Raw genomic sequence first — 15,372 nt, 5'->3', positions numbered from 1 at the left:
AGGCCCCGACGCTACGCAGAACCTACTTCGCGGGGCAGGACTTACCCGTCTCCTCAGTGAACGTCGCGCCGCCCTTGGGCAGCTTGATGTCGCCCTGCCAGAGGTTCGGCGTGTACGTGCCGTACGCCAGCAAGTTCATCATCTCCGCCTGGCCGTTGCCGCCCTTGGTGCCGCCTGTGGAACAGGCGATCCGGATCTGGTGCTGGCCGATCTCCTTGGAGTCGGTGGCGACCTTCTCGAACACGCCGCGCAGATTCTCCATCGAGTCGACCTCGACGTCGATGTGCGGAACCCCGCCCATGAGCTTCTGGAGCGTGATCTTGTACGGCGGAACCGGCTTGGCCGGAGCCGACGAAGTGGGAGCCTTCGCGTCGGCCGCGGGCTTCTCGCCCCCACCCCCGCAGCCGGTCAAGGCCAGTGTCCCGACCAGGGCCAGCGTGCCGACTGTCGTCTTGTGCTTCATCATTCTTGTTCTCCATGGGCGCGGATCGGGGACCACCCCCAGCTACCGGCTCCGCGCCGCATGATCGTAAGCCGCCGTCCGGATCAACGGATCGTGAACCGGCAGCCGTGTTGCTCCTCGCCTTCACGCATGGAGTTGACGAGGGCCTGCCTGAACTCCTCCAGGGTGACGTGCCCCTCCCTGCGCCCGTTGTACGAGCTGGGGCTGAACGAGCCGGCCGGGCGCCAACCGTCGTGGCGCTGCATGTCCGGGTGCAGCATGACGTCGCTACGGAAGACGCCGGGTCGGTATCCGTCGTCCGGAGTCATGTCCCGGTACTCCGAGGTGACCGGGTTCTCCTGGAGCCCAACATCCCGGTTCACCGACTTTTGCGCCCGGCTCTTTGTGTCGAGGAGGGGGACACGGGCGCGGGTCTGGCGGTATTCCATGAGGACCTCCTTGAAGGGACTTCGTATCCCCAGTTTCCGCCCGTGATTATCGCGACGAAATAGCAGAGCCTCACGATTCAGAAGTGAGCCCCACCAGAGGGGTACTGGACTTCATAGGGAGAAAGTGATGAGCGACTTCTGGATCAACGCGGGCCGCGCCTACGCGGAGCGGCAGCGGGCGGCTGAGGTGCAGGCGGCGGCGGAGAGTCTGCGGCCGAACTACCCCATGCTGGGCGGGAGCACGGCTTCGTGGGTGGAGGTGCGGCGTGCGAAGAACGAGCGCAACCGGGCCGCCAGCGCGGGCATGAGCTACCTGAACCTCTACCACGTCCGCGTCGCAAGCCATGAGTATGCCGTCCAGCGGTACCTGAACACAGGGTGGCGCACCTCCCGCGGCGGCTTGACCGCTGTCGAGCAGAACCCGGACCAGGCCGCCGCGTGGCGGGCGGAGCGTCCGGCCGCGGCCTACTCGGACGTCTGGTGACCACCGCCCCGCCGCCGCAGTGGGCGACGGCCTACCGCTACCTGCACGACTCTTTCGCCCCTCCGCCGAGCGCCGGGCCGGCGGCCCGCGTCATGCCGGGCGTCAAGGTGTACGACGAGGCCCCAGACGGGTGCTTCTGGGCGTCGGGAACCCTGTGGTGGAAGGTCGTCCAGGGCAACGCGCTCCTTCGGTTCGACCGGTTCGAGCGCGGCCACAACGGCAGCCGATGGCTCCGGGCCGCCGTCGTCGACCTCTACCTCCCCAGCGGACGCGAGCTGAACGAGGTCGCCCTGCCGTCGAGCTCACTGTCCCGCGATGTCGAGCACTGCACGGCCTGGACGCCGCTGCGCATCCTGCGGGACGGCCGCAACCGGCCCTGGCGGGCCATCCTGATCCCGGCGGGGGCGTGGCATGACGTGGCCGCCGAGCTGAACACACGAGACGCGTGAAGCCCCCGCTGGCCGGGTACGGGAGGCGGGCTCTCACCGAGCCCGTCGCGCCGGGGGAGTTGAAGAAGCCGAGTTGCCCGCTCGTTCTCCACCTCCTTCCTGGCCGTCGCGGACCACGTTGACGTTGATACCCGCCCCGCTGGTGTGGACGTCGAGCCACGCCAGCGGTGAATTCCAGGAGGCACGATGCTTCTCCCCGAGGTCCTTCGTCAGCGCCGATTCGACGTCGAGCCGGTCATCGACCTGACGACCCCAGAGGCGCGACGCGAGTACGAGACGCTGCGCGAGGCCGAGACGCTGCCCGAGAAGCGGGTAGTCGACTTCACCCGACCGGAGGCCCCTCCACCACCACGACGGCGGCGGGACTACCCCGTGCTGGTTCCGATCGTGAGGAAGGACAGCGGCCGTGGGTAGGCGGCGCAAGGCGGCACGGAGGGTGCTGCGGCATGTGCCGGTGATCGGGATATCGGCTCGTAGGGAGTACGCGGAGGCGATCCTGGCCGAGTCGCCGCCGGAGTCGCCTACGGCCCCGTACAGCCCGGAGCCGCCATCCTGGATGATCAGCCCCGTGCCTGTCTTGGACCCCTCGACGGGCAGACCCTTGTACTGGGTGGACGAGGCCCCCTTCGAGGCGTGGACGACACGCAGGGGCAAGGCTGCGTACGAGCTGGAGAAGGAGAGCGCCCTGGACCGGCTCCGAGGGCGTAAGACGCCTGAGGACGAAGAGCGGCCTGACTGGGCGGGCCCGGCGCCGTTCAGTCGGCAGACGCCCATGAGCGTCCTCAACCACCCCACGAACCGCCTCACGGCCAAGCAGCGCCAGGAGCGCGGGCTGACGGCCCCCTGGAACCGCCGGCCTCTGCCGAAGCCGCCAACCGAGCCGGAGCTGCCGGAGGCCGTGTGCACCTGGGCGCCGTGGTGGTGCGAATGAGCTCGGTCAGGCGTGCCTCCCCAGAGGGCCGACAATCTGAGAACTGCCGAGTGCGCCTTCCTGGTCACCATCTGTGATGGGAACGCGGTAGTAGATCACACGAGGGGCTGCTTCTGGCATGAATGTCGGAGCGACCCTCTACCCTTCTCGTTGTGGTTGCACAGGTAGAAGAGATGACGCAGGCAGTTCGTGAGGTCGATGAGCTCGCGACCCACGACGACCGGATCAAGGTTCACCAGGGGGACGCGTACGACCTCATGGCTGAGCTCCCTGCCGAGTCGATCGACCTGTTGATCACTTCTCCCCCGTACTGGGGGCTGCGCAGCTACGGCCAGGAGCACAATGAGGACATCCTCAAGGAGTGGCTTGCCGAGGATGAGAGTCGGGTGCAGACCGACGTCCCGCCGTACGACTGGTACCGCAAGCACGGAGGAGTGCTCGGGTTGGAACCACTCCCTGAGTGGTTCATTGGTCACCTTGTAGAGATCCTGCAACGCGGCGCCGCGGCGTTGAAGCCCGGCGGCAGCATGTGGATCAACATCGGCGACACCTACTTCGCACGCTGGTCGAGCATCCGCCACGATGGCCGGCAGGGCCTGGGGGACAACCCGCGGTCGCGCCGACGTACGCCTATGGGCGGCTTCCGGCAGGAGAAGCAGTTGCTCCTCATCCCGGCGCGCTTCGCCATCGCCATGCAGGATCGTCGGTGGATCCTCCGCAACGATCTGATCTGGCACAAGCCCAACGTTCCCCCCAGGCCGGAGAAGGACCGACTCAGGCTTGGCCACGAGCACTTCTTCCATTTCGTGAAGCGTCCGAAAGAGGGGCGGGCCAAGTACTACTACGACATCGAGGAAGTGGAACGGGGCGCTCTGGATGTCGTCAAAACCACGGTGCGTTCGGGGTCCGACGGCCATTCTGCAACCTTCCCTGTGGACTTGATCAAGCCGCGGATCCTCAGTTCGTGCCCGCCTGGGGGCACGGTTCTTGACCCCTTCTGCGGTACAGGGCGCTCCCTGTCAGTTGCCGCCGCTTCAGGGCGCAAGGCAATCGGATTTGAACTGCACGAACCGTTTCATCAGGCAGCGTCCAAGAACGCGCATGCGGCACTCGAACAGCTAGCTTTCGAAATGCCGGGGGAAGACGTCGAAGAGGAGGGGGAGTAAGTGTCCGGGGGTAGGGCTATCAAGAAGCAGTCGAACAACTTCATTGCCGAGTGGTTTGGGCATCGCGTTTATCCTATCGTTGCGGAAACGCCGGCGAGCCTCAGTGATCAAGAGACCGAACGGTGTCCCTTCCTTACGGATGTAACTGGCAAAGAGCACAGTTGCGTGAAGCAGGAGAACTCGAAAGGTGTCTGCACGATCAGCAGCACCAGCAATGGTGAGCGGCAGGACTGGTTGGCTTGCCCGTTTAGAGCTCTCGATGTCCCTATGCTGCACGACGCAGCCCACAGGCTTTTCGGGTATGCCTCTGACGACGACGTGAGCATCGTTGCTGTTCCAGTGCTTGAGGAACCCCAGGCTGCGGATGATCTGCGGAATCGTGTGGCTGAGGGTAAGCCAACCATCGTCTACTTTCAGAACAAGCTTGGCGGTGAGATCTCGATCAGCCCCACAAGTCGTTCGCCCGAGTTCTCGTTCGATGCCACCATGATCGAGCTGCTGCCTGGTGATGCTGGAGCCGTAACCGTCGGTCAATATGGCATCTTCGAAATTCAAACCATGGATTTCCATGGCACGTACGCCAGGGCGGTCAAGAACCTCGGCAACGCTCGTCATATGCATAAGGGCGAGTTCGGTGCGAGCGTTGAGTCGCACCCACAATGGCTCTCTGAAGGTGTGGAGGGGCCGAATATTGCCAACGCCTTCAAGCGCACCTTCTATCAGATGATGTTCAAGTTTCAAATTGGGGCACATGACGCGTCGGCAGGGTGCATCCTGGCCATCCCGCAGGCAGTGTGGGACAGCTGGCAGCGCCATCTCGGCCGCCCCGATCTCGTTCCTCATCCCGATGGCACGTGGCGTTTGGTGCAGGAGGGGAACGCCTCGGCCGAAAATCCTCCCGCATGGATCTATGTGTTCGACACGGAACTCTCTGCGACGAACACCCCGAACCCGTTGAAGCTCTGGCGGGTGATCGGTACTGATGCGGCTGCGCTTAGTCACTACACTCTGGATGTGGCGCCCGAGGCGGCTCTGGAGGCAGGCGGTTCCGTCGATCGTCTGCGCGACTCGATAACGTTGCGCCTCTCTAAGTACCTCCCTGAGCTTCGACCGGCACCGAAAGCGCGGACGGCTAGGGCTAAGTCGGTATCTCCTGGTCAGACCATGCTCTAGTAGCCTGCCTCTGTGAGACAGATTGCACCGGTGTGGACTTGGCAGGACCCGTAAACTTCTGCGCCCCCGTCTCCAGAGGGGGCGCTTCAGTGTTGGGTTCAAGTGATTGGTGATCGCCGCCTGTGTTCTCGACTGAAGTGGTGGTGCCGCAGGCTGTGTGAACGTCGGATCCGCGGTGGCGGACGGGGTGCTCCCCGCGCTCATGGCCTTGCAGCCAGGTGGTACTCGATCATCCCCCTCTGTATTCCGAGCCGAGTGAATCCCACCTTCGCCAGCACCCGCCCCGACGCGGGGTTGTCGGGGTGGTGTTTGGCGCCGAGGGAGTCGAGGCCCGCGGTGGTGAAGGCGAAGACGACGAGCTCCTTGACCGCCTTCGTCGCGTAGCTCTGGCCCCAGCAGTCTTCTCGCAGGACGTAGCTCACCCGGCCGTGACCGTCAGGGCGACGGCCGAGCTTGACGACGCCGACCAGGTCCCCAGCGACATCCACGCCGAGGATGTACTGCTCGACCGGATCGGCAGCCGCCCACTCCCGCACCCGCACTACGTAGTCCTCGGCCTCTTGGGAGGTCATGGCGGGGCGGGCTAGGAACGTGATGGTTGCCCCGCTGTAGACGCGGCGGATGGCTGGGGCGTCGGCGTCCGCGAGGGGACGGAGCGCGATCACGGGGTGAGGAGGGCGGCCAGATCCGTAGAGGACGGCCGATCCCCCGGAGCCGGGGTCAGACACGCGCGGATCACCTTCTCGAACTCGGGGAACACCCACGGTCGGACGTCGTCGAGTGAGAGCGTGACCCCGGTCGCGATGGCCTTGAGTTTGTCCTCGTGAGGGGTGGCGTCCGCGTAGGCGACCGGCCGGTGTCCCGTCCAGCACCAGAAGAGCGACGCACCCAGTCCCCAGATGTCGGCCGGCGGCTCCGCCTGGATGTGTGTGTCGGCGGTGGTGGAGAGGATGGCGACCGCGATCTCGGGCGCCGTGGTGTGGGTGAGCGCGCCCCGGTACGGGAGACGCCGCCCGTCGCCGGGGCCGCAGGCGAGGGCGTAGTCAATGACCGCCGCGGCGCCCTCGTCCGTGATCAGGGTGTTGGTGGGCTGGACGTCGGCGTGTGCCCATCCGGCGGCGTGCATTTGTCCCAGCCGCTCGGCCCACGTCCAGGCGACGCCCAGGAGCCAGGGGCGTACGGACGGACGGTCGTCTTGGGGTCCGCGTGCGGGGGCGAACGCCCGCCACACGGGGGCGCCGTCGATCCAGCGCACCGCGAGCCACCGGCCGCCCTCCCAGGCTCCGGCGCCGACCCGGTATCCGCGGCTCAGCGCGCCCACGTCGGTGAGGCGAACGAGGTGGTCGTCCTCCTGCGCCGTCTCGGCGGCCTTGTCGCGGGCGGTGTCGTCGTCGGGGGTGTTCGCCTTCAACGCGACGGTGCCCTCGGGGCCCTCGATCTTCCAGGCCCGCGAGCCGCGGCGGTCGCTCAGGAGCCGGGTCGTGAAGGGCTCGCCGATGTGGGCCTTGAGGCAGTCGAGGGCTTCACCGGGGGGAGGAAGCGCTTCGCCCATGTGCGGATCTCCGTCCAGTCGTAAGGGGTGTGCTCGAAGACGTTGCGGCCGTCGTCGTTGGCCACGGCGAGCGCGGCGGCCAGGTCGGGGGTCGCGTGGAGGAATTGCGGGTCGCGCCGACGCATCACGGCTCTCACGGGGAGGAACGAGACCGGGGCGACCGGGATGTGCTCGCCTGCCCGTGTGTCCTCCTGCTCGCCCGCGTAGAACTTGCCGAACATGATCCCAACGGGCCCATACAGGTTCTTGAGAGCCCAGTGCGGCCACGCCAACAGATCACGGTGCCGGACCCCGGGCACCTCGCCCAGGATGACGATGTTCTCGCACCACAGGAACCCGTGCGGCCGGTGGATCAGAGGCCGTAGCCATTCGGCGGCCTGCGCACCGGCATGGAACAGCTCGGCTTCCACCGCGTCTGCGCTGCCGTCGGCGCGGCAGACGGTCCAGGTGGTCAACCCGCGCTCCACAGAGGGGGACAAGTAGGGGCAGTGGGCCGTCATCCGCTCCACGTACTCGGCGATGTCGATGGAGTTCGGCCTGGTGGTGCTGGCCTCAACGAGGCGGAGCGCCCCAGCGGTAGGCCGGGACGCTCCGTCGATACGTGTGAGGGTCACCGGCTGCCCGGCGCGGCGTCGTCGCCATCCCCGGTGGTGGGACCGCAGTCCCACTCGGCCGCCACCTTGCCGGTCTCCTTGTATCGGGCGAGCGCGCCCTCGTCGAGGATGCCGTCGGCGTCGGTGAACCAGATCTCGGGCAGCGGCCCGTACGCCTCCTCGTACGTGGCCACCCAGCCGATCGGGCCGGAGCCGCTCATCTCGCGGTGCCCCAGGACGGTCCCGGCGTGCGCGGTGCTGAACGCCGCGTACTCGGAGGTGCCGAGAATCTGGTGCCACGCGGCGTCCACGGCCCGGGAGAACATCTCGGCAGGACCCTCGCCGTCGGCGAACTGCTTCCTGGCGACGGCCAGGAAGCGGCCGAGCTCGCGGCGTTCGATGGTGGTGCTGGACATGGTGGTGCTCCTCTCGACGGTGTTTCGAGTGGTGCCTGGTGGTGCATCCGCTCCTGGCCGGTTCTCCGGCGGGCGGAAGTCGGTGGGCTACCCGCCGGGCGTGCCGGCGATGGCCAGAGCGAGAACGGCGACGGTGGCGACGACGGCGTACGCGAGGACCGCTAGCGCTGTCTCACGGGATGAGCTGGAGGTTGTCCGCGGCCGTCGTCCATTCGATGCCGGAGGCGGGACGGATGTGCGCGACGCGGACGGTCCGGGTGCCGTTCTTCTCGTGGACGATGGCGGTGAGCTCCCCCTCGCCACTGCTCGCGATGTCGCGGACCTGCTTGTGCAGCCAGGGGTGGCTGTCCTCGTGGAAGAAGGAGCCGGCGGTGCTCACTGCGCGGCCTCCTCGTCGGCCTGGTCGGGCTCGCGCTCCAGGAACCGGGCGAGACCGGCCTCGGCTCGGGAGACGAGGCGGGCGCTCGGTACGCCATAGGCCGGGGGCTCTTCGTCCGTGGCGCTGTCCGGCGTGGGGCGAGGGAGGGGCGCGGTCATCGGCTTCTCCTCGTGTGGAGTTGGCGCAGCGGCCCGCACTACGGGCGGGCGCGGTACGGGCCGCTGCTTTCGGGGGGCCGCTTGGAGGGTCCTTCAAGCCCCCGAGCGGCACTCCACACGCTAGGGAGACCGGTGATTACCCCTCAATGCGTTTGCGGCTGATTGCGCGGATTCACCGGAGAGCGTCGATCGCGGCCGTGATGAGAGTGCGGGCCTGGTCGCCGTAGACGGCCATCTTGGACAGCTCGGCGAAGGCGCGGGCATAGTCGGCGAGTTCGCGAGGCTGGTGCACGTTGATCTCTGCGGTGAGCGTCTCGACGACCACGTGCTCGTCGTCGAACAGGTAGAACGCCTCCAGCGGCCAGACGGTGCGTTCGGCCCCCGAGGGGATGACGCCGAGGGAGACGGAGGCCAGAGGCATCACCGTGAGCAGATGCCGTAGCTGGCCGGCCATCTCCTCGGCGGTGCCGAAGCGGTGGCGCAGCACGCCCTCCTCGATGACCACGGCGAAACGGTGGCCGCCTTCGTAGAGGAAGCGGCTGCGGGCAATTCGGGCGGTGACGGCCTCGGCGACGTCGTCCGGGGTGCCCTGGAAGCGGGTGGTGGAGCGCATCAGGGCGGTGGCGTACGCGGGTGTCTGGAAGAAGCCGGGTACGACGTTGGACACGTAGACGCGCTGGCGGGACGCCTTCTCGTTGAGGGCGTAGACCTGTTCCTGAAACTTGCGCATCCCGTTGCGCTGGAGGCGGCGCCATTCCTGGTACATCGACTCGACGGCGCGGGAGGTGGCGATGAGGTCGGCGGCCTGGTTGTCGGCGTTGCAGGCGGCACACCAGAGACGAATGTCGCTCTCGGAGGGCGCCGCTTTGGCGGTCAGCACGCGCGAGGTCTTCGCCGGGTTCCAGCCACACCGGGCAGACAGCCGCTTGCCGTCGATCCCGGCGTCCAGCATCAGCTCCCGCAGGCGCGCGGCGACGGCCTCGCGTGCGGCCTGAGCGCTGGAGGAGGGAGAGGTGGGCATGGGCTGTCTGTTCGGTGTCGGGCGGGCTCAGACGGTGTACTGCTCGTGCGGGATGCCGCGCTCCCAGACCGCTTCGAAGGCGGAGACGCAGAGCTTGACCACGTCCGCGTCCTCGGACATCGAATACTTCGGGGTCGCCCAGTCGCCGGCGCCGGTGAAGTGGTTGAACTGGACCACCTTGTTGTCGAAGATCCAGAAGTCGTTTCCGGGCAACGTGATGTCCGAGGCCATCCGGCGCGGAAGCCAGCGCACCAGCTCGCCAGCGGCCAGGTTCACGGTGGTTCCGGCGTGCTCGAAGCGGATGTAGTCGGTGACCGGCTCGGAGACGATGCGGGCCCGGCGCATCACGACACCGCGAGCGACGGTTTCCTTCACCAGCGGCACCCAGCCGCCCCAGTCCGCGGTCGCGGGGTCCGCGTCGGGGTGGACGCCCGTGCGCTTGAACTGGTCTCGTGCTCGGGGATGCCGGTCTCGTGGCTCGGCACCCACTCGGTCTCACTGATCTTGGCCGACATGTCCTCATCGGCCTTCCACCCCTGGATCACGATCTCCTGCTGGTCCGCGTCCACCCAGACGGTGGGCGAGCCGTTGCCTTGGGTGTTGGGGTCTATCCCGACGAACTGTAGATCCATGGCGATCTCCCATGTCGAGTCGGTTGCGCACTTTTGCATGACGATTTCGCTCGGACCCGAGCGCGTCAAGGGAGCCTTGAGCCAGGGAAGTTGAATACGGCCCGAAAACGACGAAGGCCCCCGCCGGGTCCGGATCTCCGGGGCGGGGGCCTTCGTGTGGGGTGGCTCAATCCTTGTCGGGTCGGCCGGGATGGAGCAGGTGCTCCGAGGTGTCGGTCAGGCCGTCGTTGTACTCATTGACGATGAGCTTTGCGAGGGGGGCCGAGCGGGAGGAGGAGCCGCCGCCGCCGACGGTGTTTGCGATGGAGGACTCCTTCCACTGCGCGACCGTGATCGGCTTGCGCTTGCTGTGGCCAGCGAGCTTGCGGCTAAGGCGGTCGAGCCGGGCGCCGGGGTTGCGGTCGAGGACCATAGCGACGGCGCGCAGCATGATCCCCTCCCACGTCGCGGAGTTGCGGCCCCACGCGTCCTCAACGACCTGGAGTACCTGCGGGATCAGCGGGGAACGTCCCTCGGGGAGGTCGAGGGGGTAAATCAGGTTCTTGTTCTCGTCCCGGGCGGCGTGCTTCTCGTCCATCACCGCGATGGCGGTGAGCGCCTGGACCGCGCCGATCTTGTTCGCCGAGGTGCTGCCCGAGATGCCCAGGCCGAGGCTCTCGACCTCCTTGAGGATACGGGTGTTGCGCGGGTCGCCGGCGGTGATGGAGACGCGGAAGATGTCGAACGGCTTCACGGCCTTGCGGTCGCGGTTCGCCGCCAGGAACAGCTTCGCCTCCTGCTCGTCGGTGAGCCCCTCGTAGACCATGCAGTCCCGGAGGAAGTCGGCGCCTTCCTTCTCCACCGCCACCTCCGTGGAGTGCTGGCCGTCGAGCAGGTAGTACCGGCCGTCCTTGCGGAGGGAGACGATCGCCGGGAGCAGCGCGAAGGGGTCCCACATCTTCGTGAGTCGTGCCGTCCAGGCGGCGTCCTTCTTCCGCTGGGCGGACGGTCCGGCGTCTTCGCTGGTCTTGGTGCCGAACAAGTGGGCGGAGTTGAGGGTCTGATCGACGTGTAGGTCCCCGACGCGGAGCTCCGCGTGGAACTTGCGGATGGTGCGGGCGCGTGCCACGCACTCCCCCTTCTTTCGGTTGTGTTCAGGTGCTACGAAGCCAACCATGGAAATTTCTCGCGCGTCAAGATATCTAGCGCGTTGGGATTTCTCGCGCTTCGCTGTCGTGGTGAAGCCTCCACTGATCCGGATCTCCGGTGCAGGGGATGGGAGTTACATGGTTTTCTCGGTTGCGCGGTGGAGGTAGTCGAGGGCCGTCGCGAGGAGCGGGCGGCCGGTCTCGGTGTCGGCGCCGACCCACATCGCGCAGAACGTCCCGCATCTCGCGCAGGCAGGTCGGGGTGTCGAGAACGGCACCCCTGCCGCGGATGGTCTCGGCCAGCGCCGCGGTGGTATCGCGGACGAACGTGTCGGCCAGCCGGCGCTTGCGGTCCTTCCGCGCGAAGAACTCGGTCTCGGTGGGGAGGCGTGGGGCTGGAGGTCGGTCACCGGTCATGACGTCCCCTCCGGAACAACGACCATGAGGTAGGCGCGAGTGCCTTCTCCGTCTCGCATCGGCCGGAAGCTCGCCGACCCACAGTTCCCGGCCGACTGCATCGCGGCCACGAGACGGCGTACGGCGGTGTCGTCGCCCGTGAGGCGCACGTCCACCGGGGACGGACCACGCGGCGGCGGGGCGGTCTTCTGGCTACTCGGTCCGGTGCCGAGCTGGCGGCGGGTCACTCGGTCTCGTCCTTCGGCTTGAGTCGGGCGGGGACGCGCCCCGCCCACAGCTCGGCCCGCTCGGCGTCGGTGATGTGTTCGCAGGCGTTGCGGTCGACGGAGGCGCGAATGAACTCCGGGCGGGAGCTGTGGATGCCGTAGGTCGGGGCGCTCAGCCCGTCGTGTTCGGCGGGGCACTGGAAGCGAATGGGGGTGGTCATACAGCGATCTCCTTCGTGTCGGCGTGCGCCATGTAGAAGAGCGGCGAGGCGGCGTTGTGCAGGGAGACCGACAGGGCCTCCAGGTCGCCTGCGGCGTCGTCGAGGTAGGCCAACACTGCGCGGACGGCGTCGCCGGATTCCGAGCCGTCATCCATCCGGACCTGCCCCTGTTCCTGGCGGCGGCGGAGCTGAGCGGCGAGCTGGGCGAGGGCCTGTGGCATCCGGTCGACGGCGGCCACGAGGCCCTGGACCGTGCTGGAGATCTGCGGGGCGATGAGCCGGCCGTCGAGACTGGCGTGGTTGATCTTGCGTATGGCCCCGGCTGCGGTGATGGCGGCCTTGGCGGGGTCGGGTGTGGGCATGGGGCCTTCCTTTCGAGTAGGGGGTGCGAGGCCGGGGACCTCGCGGCCGTCCTCGAACCGGTGCGTTCGGTCCGAGAGCGACCACCAGGTGCCGGTCAGGCGTCGACCTTGTCCGCGAGGGCTCGGCGGAGTGTCCGGGTGGACACGCCAAGCTGCTCGGCGAACTCGGAGAAGGTGATGTCCGGTGTGTCCTTCTGTGCCTGGGACCAGCCGTCGGAGTAGGCGGCGTACCGTTTGGCCGCCTCCTTGGACACCCGCGCGTTGCGGGCGGCAAGTGGGCTCTTCGACTCCGGACTGACGGGCGTCACCTGCGGCTTTTCCGGCTTGCTGTCACGGTCGGTCGCCCGCGTGTCCGGCTTCTGCCGCTCGGCCTTCACGGTAGGCGCTGCGGTCGCCTCCTCGGCTTGTCCCGCCTCCGGCTGTTCGGTCTTTTCGGGCTCCGGCATGTCCTGCACCGGGATGCGCACGTGGACTTCGTGCCGCGGCTTGTCCGCTGCGAGGACCGTCTTCGGGGAAGGGACGTCGACCACTTCGCGTGCGGTCAGGACTCGCTCCTCGGGTATGGCCAGTTTTGGAACGCCAGCGTGGACGGGCTGAGGACTGGGGTGCCGTTCCACTGCGATGCCCGCTGCCGCGAGGCCGGCGGGCGCGGTTTCGACGAGCGAGATGCCTAGCTTGGCCAGCCTCAGCGGCATGACCGCCTCGATGGGGGCCTTGCGCCGCCACCCACGCCCGAACCGGGCTTGAAGCCGGGCCTGGTAGATCAGCCGGTCCCGCTCCAGGCCCACGGCGTCCTCGTACCGGCGCAGCTCCCACAGCTTCATCCGACGCCACAGCTTGAGCGTGGCAACCGGGGAGAGGAGCCATCGCCAGAGCCGGATGCCCTCCATGTGTCGGTCGGCGGTGATGTCGGCGAGGCGGCCGACGGCGTGGCGTACGGCTTCGACCACGACCACGAACAAGATCGGCATGGCGGAGTGAAGGCCGACCGCGATGGGGTCGGGCCACGCGGCGGCGGCGTTGAAGGCGATGGTCGCGGCCGTCAACAGCCACGCCACGTGACGGAGGACGGGGAAGGGAACCCCGAGCCAGGTGAGGAGCGGGTCGAGTGCGAGGAGTACGGCGATGCCCGCGTCGATGCCGATCGGTAGGACGTGCGCGAAGCCGCCGAACCCCTTGGCCACCGCGAGGTCGACCACAGCCCCGTAGGACCCGGCGAACCCGATACCGGCGATCACCACGGCGCCGATCCCGACGGCGAGGGCGAGCTTCCTCCGCGCGCCGGTGAGCTGGGCGAGGCCCGCGCGCGTGCCTGTCTCCGCGGCGGGGGCTTGCTGCTTGTGCATTAACTTCTTCCATCTGATCTTGAGGTGGTCCAGTGGTGAGACATCGCAGGTCAGGCGGCCATCCATGCCTCCTCCGCGGCGCGTGCGCGGGCACGGAGCACGGCTCGATCGGGCTCGGTCTCGTGCCAGATCCAGCCCCCGTCATCGGCGACATACAGGCCGTCGATCACCTCGCCGGACAACGGGTCGACCACCAGGCCGTCCTCGCCGACCAGGTCCATGTCCGCGACGTGCGGGCGGCATCGGGGAGCAGCAGTAGAGCGGTTCTCGGCGCGGCGGGCACTGAGCTTCTCCCAGTGCTCGCGCTGGGCCGCGTGCCGGTTCTTGCGGCGCTCGCTGGCCCCAGTGACGCCGAGGCGCTCGGCGGCCTCATCCCACGTCCGGACCGGCGCCGGGCACTTTTCGGTCCGCGCGCCGACGCCGTTGAGGGCCTGCTCGGAAAGCCGGTAGGTCTCTCCTTCCTTCACGACCAGGCCGAGAGCGAGGAGCTTGCCGATGGCCCGGTACGCGGTCGGGCGGGAGACGGAGGCGGTGCCCTGGAGCTGTTCGATCGTCTGATCCGGGTTCTCCGCGAGCGCGGCGACGACGGCGAGGCCACTGCCCCCGAGCCCGAAGTGGGTGAAGACGTCCTCCGGCATGACCTTCGAGGCCGCGCGGGAGTCGGTATCGGCCGCGGGCTGTCTCGCCGTTGGGCCACTCAGGACCCCCCCAGCCTTCGGCCCCTGGGTAGTGGTCCAGCTCTGAGACGAACGCTCCACCACCGGCTTGATCAGCATCCAGCCCGCGGCCTCGGTGGCGGAGCCGCTGTTGAGCTGGCGGAGCAGACCCCGCTCGACGAGACGCCCGTTCGACCTCCGTACCGTTTCCCGGCTGCACCCCATCCGCTCGGCCAGGTCCCGTTCGGAAACGGCGTGGTCCCAGCCGCCGGCCTGCTCACAGACGTCCAGTCGGGCGATCAGGTTCCTCAGGTCGGTCTTCCCCGCGACGCCCGGCCACGGGGTCCGTTCGACCTGGGCGCGGAGCTCGGCGAGGGCGGTGTGGAAGTCCGTACGGGCAGAGATGGCATCGGTCGACACGACGTGAGCGGAGGCGCCCTCCCAAGCCCGGGAGAGCCACTCGACGGCCCGGGTGCGTTCGCGGCGGCGCTCTATGAGGCGCGCGTGCGCACCGGCCTTGTAGGGGCCGTCGAGCATGACCTGGATGAAGTCAGTCCGGGACCATCCGGCGCGAGCGGCGGCAGCGGCCACGGCGCGGGTGACAATCCAGGCGTGATCGGCTGCCGCGGAGTCCTTGCCGCCCCGCTGGCGAGACCACCGGGCGTAGGTGCCGTCGGTGTCTCCCTCGGCCAGGAGGTGGTGCATCCGGGGGGACAACACCGGGAGCTTGGCCAGCAGGCCAAGACGTTGTTGTACGGGCAGCGCAAAACGGGCATCCGCCTGTCCCGCTGACCCGAAATCTGGCAGCATGGAGCCGCTCGGATCAGTGCTTCCGAGTACCGCCCCGTGACCGGCCAAAGTCTTGAGGGGTGGAACATCGGGGAGTTCCATTCCCGGTAGTTCAGACGGCCCCTGGTTCCCGCCGGGGGCCTTCTGCTTTCCGGGATCTGGTCCCGTCGTGCGCTCTCCGCCGCCGGTGCGATCCGGTGCGATCGGGGGTGTGAACCTCCGTGCACCTGCGTGCACCTCCGTGACCCGCTTCCGCAGGTCAACCGGGGTCCGCTACCCGAAGATGCAGGTCACAAAGCTCCGCCGAGTGAACCCGGCGTACAGCCCGACTCGTCTGCCCCTCACGCCCCGCGCTGGCCCAGGAGAAGGCTCCTCCCGGTGTGGGATCCCCGGCCGCGGCCTC

21 protein-coding genes and 1 pseudogene are annotated in these 15,372 nt (G+C 68.0%); 6 read left to right on the top strand and 16 right to left on the bottom strand.

The genetic code is table 11. The features are described 5' to 3' along the window. Window positions 1-22: 22 nt before the first annotated feature. Both ABTZ54_RS30025 and ABTZ54_RS30020 read right to left on the bottom strand, forming a co-directional pair. Window positions 23-466 carry a hypothetical protein gene (locus ABTZ54_RS30025; RefSeq protein ID WP_351669124.1) on the bottom strand — a complete coding sequence of 148 codons (444 nt, stop codon included), beginning with the start codon at window positions 464-466 and terminating at the stop codon, window positions 23-25. A gap of 80 nt (window positions 467-546) precedes the next feature. Then, on the bottom strand, window positions 547-891 hold the full coding sequence (locus ABTZ54_RS30020; RefSeq protein WP_351669122.1) for a hypothetical protein: 345 nt from the start codon (window positions 889-891) through the stop codon (window positions 547-549). A gap of 127 nt (window positions 892-1,018) precedes the next feature. Between ABTZ54_RS30020 and ABTZ54_RS30015 the strand changes: the two genes are divergently transcribed. From ABTZ54_RS30015 to ABTZ54_RS29990, 6 genes are all read left to right on the top strand, one after another. Continuing rightward, window positions 1,019-1,375 (top strand): hypothetical protein, encoded by a 357-nt coding sequence (locus ABTZ54_RS30015; protein WP_351669121.1) that lies wholly within the window; start codon window positions 1,019-1,021, stop codon window positions 1,373-1,375. Continuing rightward, the gene (locus tag ABTZ54_RS30010; protein WP_351669119.1) at window positions 1,372-1,824 is read left to right on the top strand and encodes a hypothetical protein; all 453 of its coding nucleotides are present in this window, start codon (window positions 1,372-1,374) and stop codon (window positions 1,822-1,824) included. The genes ABTZ54_RS30015 and ABTZ54_RS30010 overlap by 4 nt, the downstream gene beginning before the upstream one ends. Before the next feature lie 186 nt (window positions 1,825-2,010). After that, window positions 2,011-2,238, top strand: coding sequence for a hypothetical protein (locus tag ABTZ54_RS30005; RefSeq protein ID WP_351669117.1), 228 nt, complete (start codon window positions 2,011-2,013; stop codon window positions 2,236-2,238). A 196-nt stretch (window positions 2,239-2,434) separates the two neighbouring features. Further along, window positions 2,435-2,755, top strand: coding sequence for a hypothetical protein (locus ABTZ54_RS30000; RefSeq protein WP_351669115.1), 321 nt, complete (start codon window positions 2,435-2,437; stop codon window positions 2,753-2,755). Between the two features lie 152 nt (window positions 2,756-2,907). Next, entirely contained in the window at window positions 2,908-3,921 is a 1,014-nt protein-coding gene (locus tag ABTZ54_RS29995; protein ID WP_351669113.1) for a DNA-methyltransferase, read from the top strand. Window positions 3,922-4,086: 165 nt separating this feature from the next. Beyond that, window positions 4,087-5,094 carry a PDDEXK family nuclease gene (locus ABTZ54_RS29990; protein ID WP_351669104.1) on the top strand — a complete coding sequence of 336 codons (1,008 nt, stop codon included), beginning with the start codon at window positions 4,087-4,089 and terminating at the stop codon, window positions 5,092-5,094. A 200-nt stretch (window positions 5,095-5,294) separates the two neighbouring features. Here ABTZ54_RS29990 and ABTZ54_RS29985 read toward each other — a convergent pair whose 3' ends face one another. From ABTZ54_RS29985 to ABTZ54_RS29920, 14 genes and pseudogenes are all read right to left on the bottom strand, one after another. Continuing rightward, complete coding sequence (locus tag ABTZ54_RS29985) at window positions 5,295-5,759, bottom strand: GNAT family N-acetyltransferase (RefSeq protein ID WP_351669102.1); 465 nt, start codon at window positions 5,757-5,759, stop codon at window positions 5,295-5,297. Beyond that, window positions 5,756-6,646: a protein kinase domain-containing protein gene (locus ABTZ54_RS29980; RefSeq protein ID WP_351669100.1), complete on the bottom strand. Its 891-nt coding sequence runs from the start codon at window positions 6,644-6,646 to the stop codon at window positions 5,756-5,758. The genes ABTZ54_RS29985 and ABTZ54_RS29980 overlap by 4 nt, the downstream gene beginning before the upstream one ends. Then, window positions 6,562-7,260, bottom strand: a complete 699-nt coding sequence (locus tag ABTZ54_RS29975) for a DUF6875 domain-containing protein (RefSeq protein ID WP_502997339.1) — start codon at window positions 7,258-7,260, stop codon at window positions 6,562-6,564. Before ABTZ54_RS29975 ends, ABTZ54_RS29980 begins: the two co-directional genes overlap by 85 nt. After that, window positions 7,257-7,655, bottom strand: a complete 399-nt coding sequence (locus ABTZ54_RS29970; RefSeq protein WP_351669098.1) for a hypothetical protein — start codon at window positions 7,653-7,655, stop codon at window positions 7,257-7,259. Before ABTZ54_RS29970 ends, ABTZ54_RS29975 begins: the two co-directional genes overlap by 4 nt. Window positions 7,656-7,827: 172 nt before the next feature. After that, window positions 7,828-8,034, bottom strand: coding sequence for a hypothetical protein (locus tag ABTZ54_RS29965; protein ID WP_351669096.1), 207 nt, complete (start codon window positions 8,032-8,034; stop codon window positions 7,828-7,830). Continuing rightward, entirely contained in the window at window positions 8,031-8,192 is a 162-nt protein-coding gene (locus tag ABTZ54_RS29960) for a hypothetical protein (protein WP_351669095.1), read from the bottom strand. Before ABTZ54_RS29960 ends, ABTZ54_RS29965 begins: the two co-directional genes overlap by 4 nt. A gap of 172 nt (window positions 8,193-8,364) precedes the next feature. Further along, a complete protein-coding gene (locus ABTZ54_RS29955) occupies window positions 8,365-9,213 on the bottom strand; it encodes a DUF5753 domain-containing protein (protein ID WP_351669094.1) in 849 nt (282 codons plus the stop codon). Window positions 9,214-9,240: 27 nt separating this feature from the next. Beyond that, window positions 9,241-9,657: pseudogene (locus ABTZ54_RS29950) on the bottom strand (DUF6879 family protein); the annotation flags it as partial. Further along, window positions 9,585-9,845 carry a hypothetical protein gene (locus tag ABTZ54_RS29945; protein WP_351669092.1) on the bottom strand — a complete coding sequence of 87 codons (261 nt, stop codon included), beginning with the start codon at window positions 9,843-9,845 and terminating at the stop codon, window positions 9,585-9,587. The pseudogene ABTZ54_RS29950 and the gene ABTZ54_RS29945, both read right to left, overlap by 73 nt. 166 nt (window positions 9,846-10,011) lie before the next feature. Continuing rightward, window positions 10,012-10,953, bottom strand: coding sequence for a DUF6551 family protein (locus ABTZ54_RS29940; RefSeq protein WP_351669090.1), 942 nt, complete (start codon window positions 10,951-10,953; stop codon window positions 10,012-10,014). A gap of 659 nt (window positions 10,954-11,612) precedes the next feature. After that, on the bottom strand, window positions 11,613-11,816 hold the full coding sequence (locus ABTZ54_RS29935; protein WP_351669088.1) for a hypothetical protein: 204 nt from the start codon (window positions 11,814-11,816) through the stop codon (window positions 11,613-11,615). Continuing rightward, the gene (locus tag ABTZ54_RS29930) at window positions 11,813-12,178 is read right to left on the bottom strand and encodes a hypothetical protein (protein ID WP_351669086.1); all 366 of its coding nucleotides are present in this window, start codon (window positions 12,176-12,178) and stop codon (window positions 11,813-11,815) included. Before ABTZ54_RS29930 ends, ABTZ54_RS29935 begins: the two co-directional genes overlap by 4 nt. A 95-nt stretch (window positions 12,179-12,273) precedes the next feature. After that, window positions 12,274-13,524 (bottom strand): DUF2637 domain-containing protein, encoded by a 1,251-nt coding sequence (locus tag ABTZ54_RS29925; protein WP_351669084.1) that lies wholly within the window; start codon window positions 13,522-13,524, stop codon window positions 12,274-12,276. 50 nt (window positions 13,525-13,574) lie between these two features. Then, window positions 13,575-15,071, bottom strand: coding sequence for a MarR family transcriptional regulator (locus ABTZ54_RS29920; protein ID WP_351669082.1), 1,497 nt, complete (start codon window positions 15,069-15,071; stop codon window positions 13,575-13,577). Between the last annotated feature and the right edge of the window lie 301 nt (window positions 15,072-15,372).

It is taken from the genome of Streptomyces sp. NPDC094032, assembly GCF_040303965.1.
In the GTDB taxonomy this organism is placed as follows: Bacteria; Actinomycetota; Actinomycetes; order Streptomycetales; family Streptomycetaceae; genus Streptomyces.
The sequence above is the reverse complement of the archived record's forward strand: the minus strand, read 5'-3'. Positions and strand labels throughout refer to the sequence as shown.

Bases quoted from the DNA above. Each gene is read 5' to 3' on its own strand.
- ABTZ54_RS30025 (WP_351669124.1), bottom strand. From the start codon at position 466: ATGATGAAGCACAAGACGACAGTCGGCACGCTGGCCCTGGTCGGGACA.
- ABTZ54_RS30020 (WP_351669122.1), bottom strand. From the start codon at position 891: ATGGAATACCGCCAGACCCGCGCCCGTGTCCCCCTCCTCGACACAAAG.
- ABTZ54_RS30015 (WP_351669121.1), top strand. From the start codon at position 1,019: ATGAGCGACTTCTGGATCAACGCGGGCCGCGCCTACGCGGAGCGGCAG.
- ABTZ54_RS30005 (WP_351669117.1), top strand. From the start codon at position 2,011: ATGCTTCTCCCCGAGGTCCTTCGTCAGCGCCGATTCGACGTCGAGCCG.
- ABTZ54_RS29980 (WP_351669100.1), bottom strand. From the start codon at position 6,646: ATGGGCGAAGCGCTTCCTCCCCCCGGTGAAGCCCTCGACTGCCTCAAG.
- ABTZ54_RS29970 (WP_351669098.1), bottom strand. From the start codon at position 7,655: ATGTCCAGCACCACCATCGAACGCCGCGAGCTCGGCCGCTTCCTGGCC.
- ABTZ54_RS29960 (WP_351669095.1), bottom strand. From the start codon at position 8,192: ATGACCGCGCCCCTCCCTCGCCCCACGCCGGACAGCGCCACGGACGAA.
- ABTZ54_RS29955 (WP_351669094.1), bottom strand. From the start codon at position 9,213: ATGCCCACCTCTCCCTCCTCCAGCGCTCAGGCCGCACGCGAGGCCGTC.
- ABTZ54_RS29945 (WP_351669092.1), bottom strand. From the start codon at position 9,845: ATGGATCTACAGTTCGTCGGGATAGACCCCAACACCCAAGGCAACGGC.
- ABTZ54_RS29935 (WP_351669088.1), bottom strand. From the start codon at position 11,816: ATGACCACCCCCATTCGCTTCCAGTGCCCCGCCGAACACGACGGGCTG.
- ABTZ54_RS29930 (WP_351669086.1), bottom strand. From the start codon at position 12,178: ATGCCCACACCCGACCCCGCCAAGGCCGCCATCACCGCAGCCGGGGCC.
- ABTZ54_RS29925 (WP_351669084.1), bottom strand. From the start codon at position 13,524: ATGCACAAGCAGCAAGCCCCCGCCGCGGAGACAGGCACGCGCGCGGGC.
- ABTZ54_RS29920 (WP_351669082.1), bottom strand. From the start codon at position 15,071: ATGGAACTCCCCGATGTTCCACCCCTCAAGACTTTGGCCGGTCACGGG.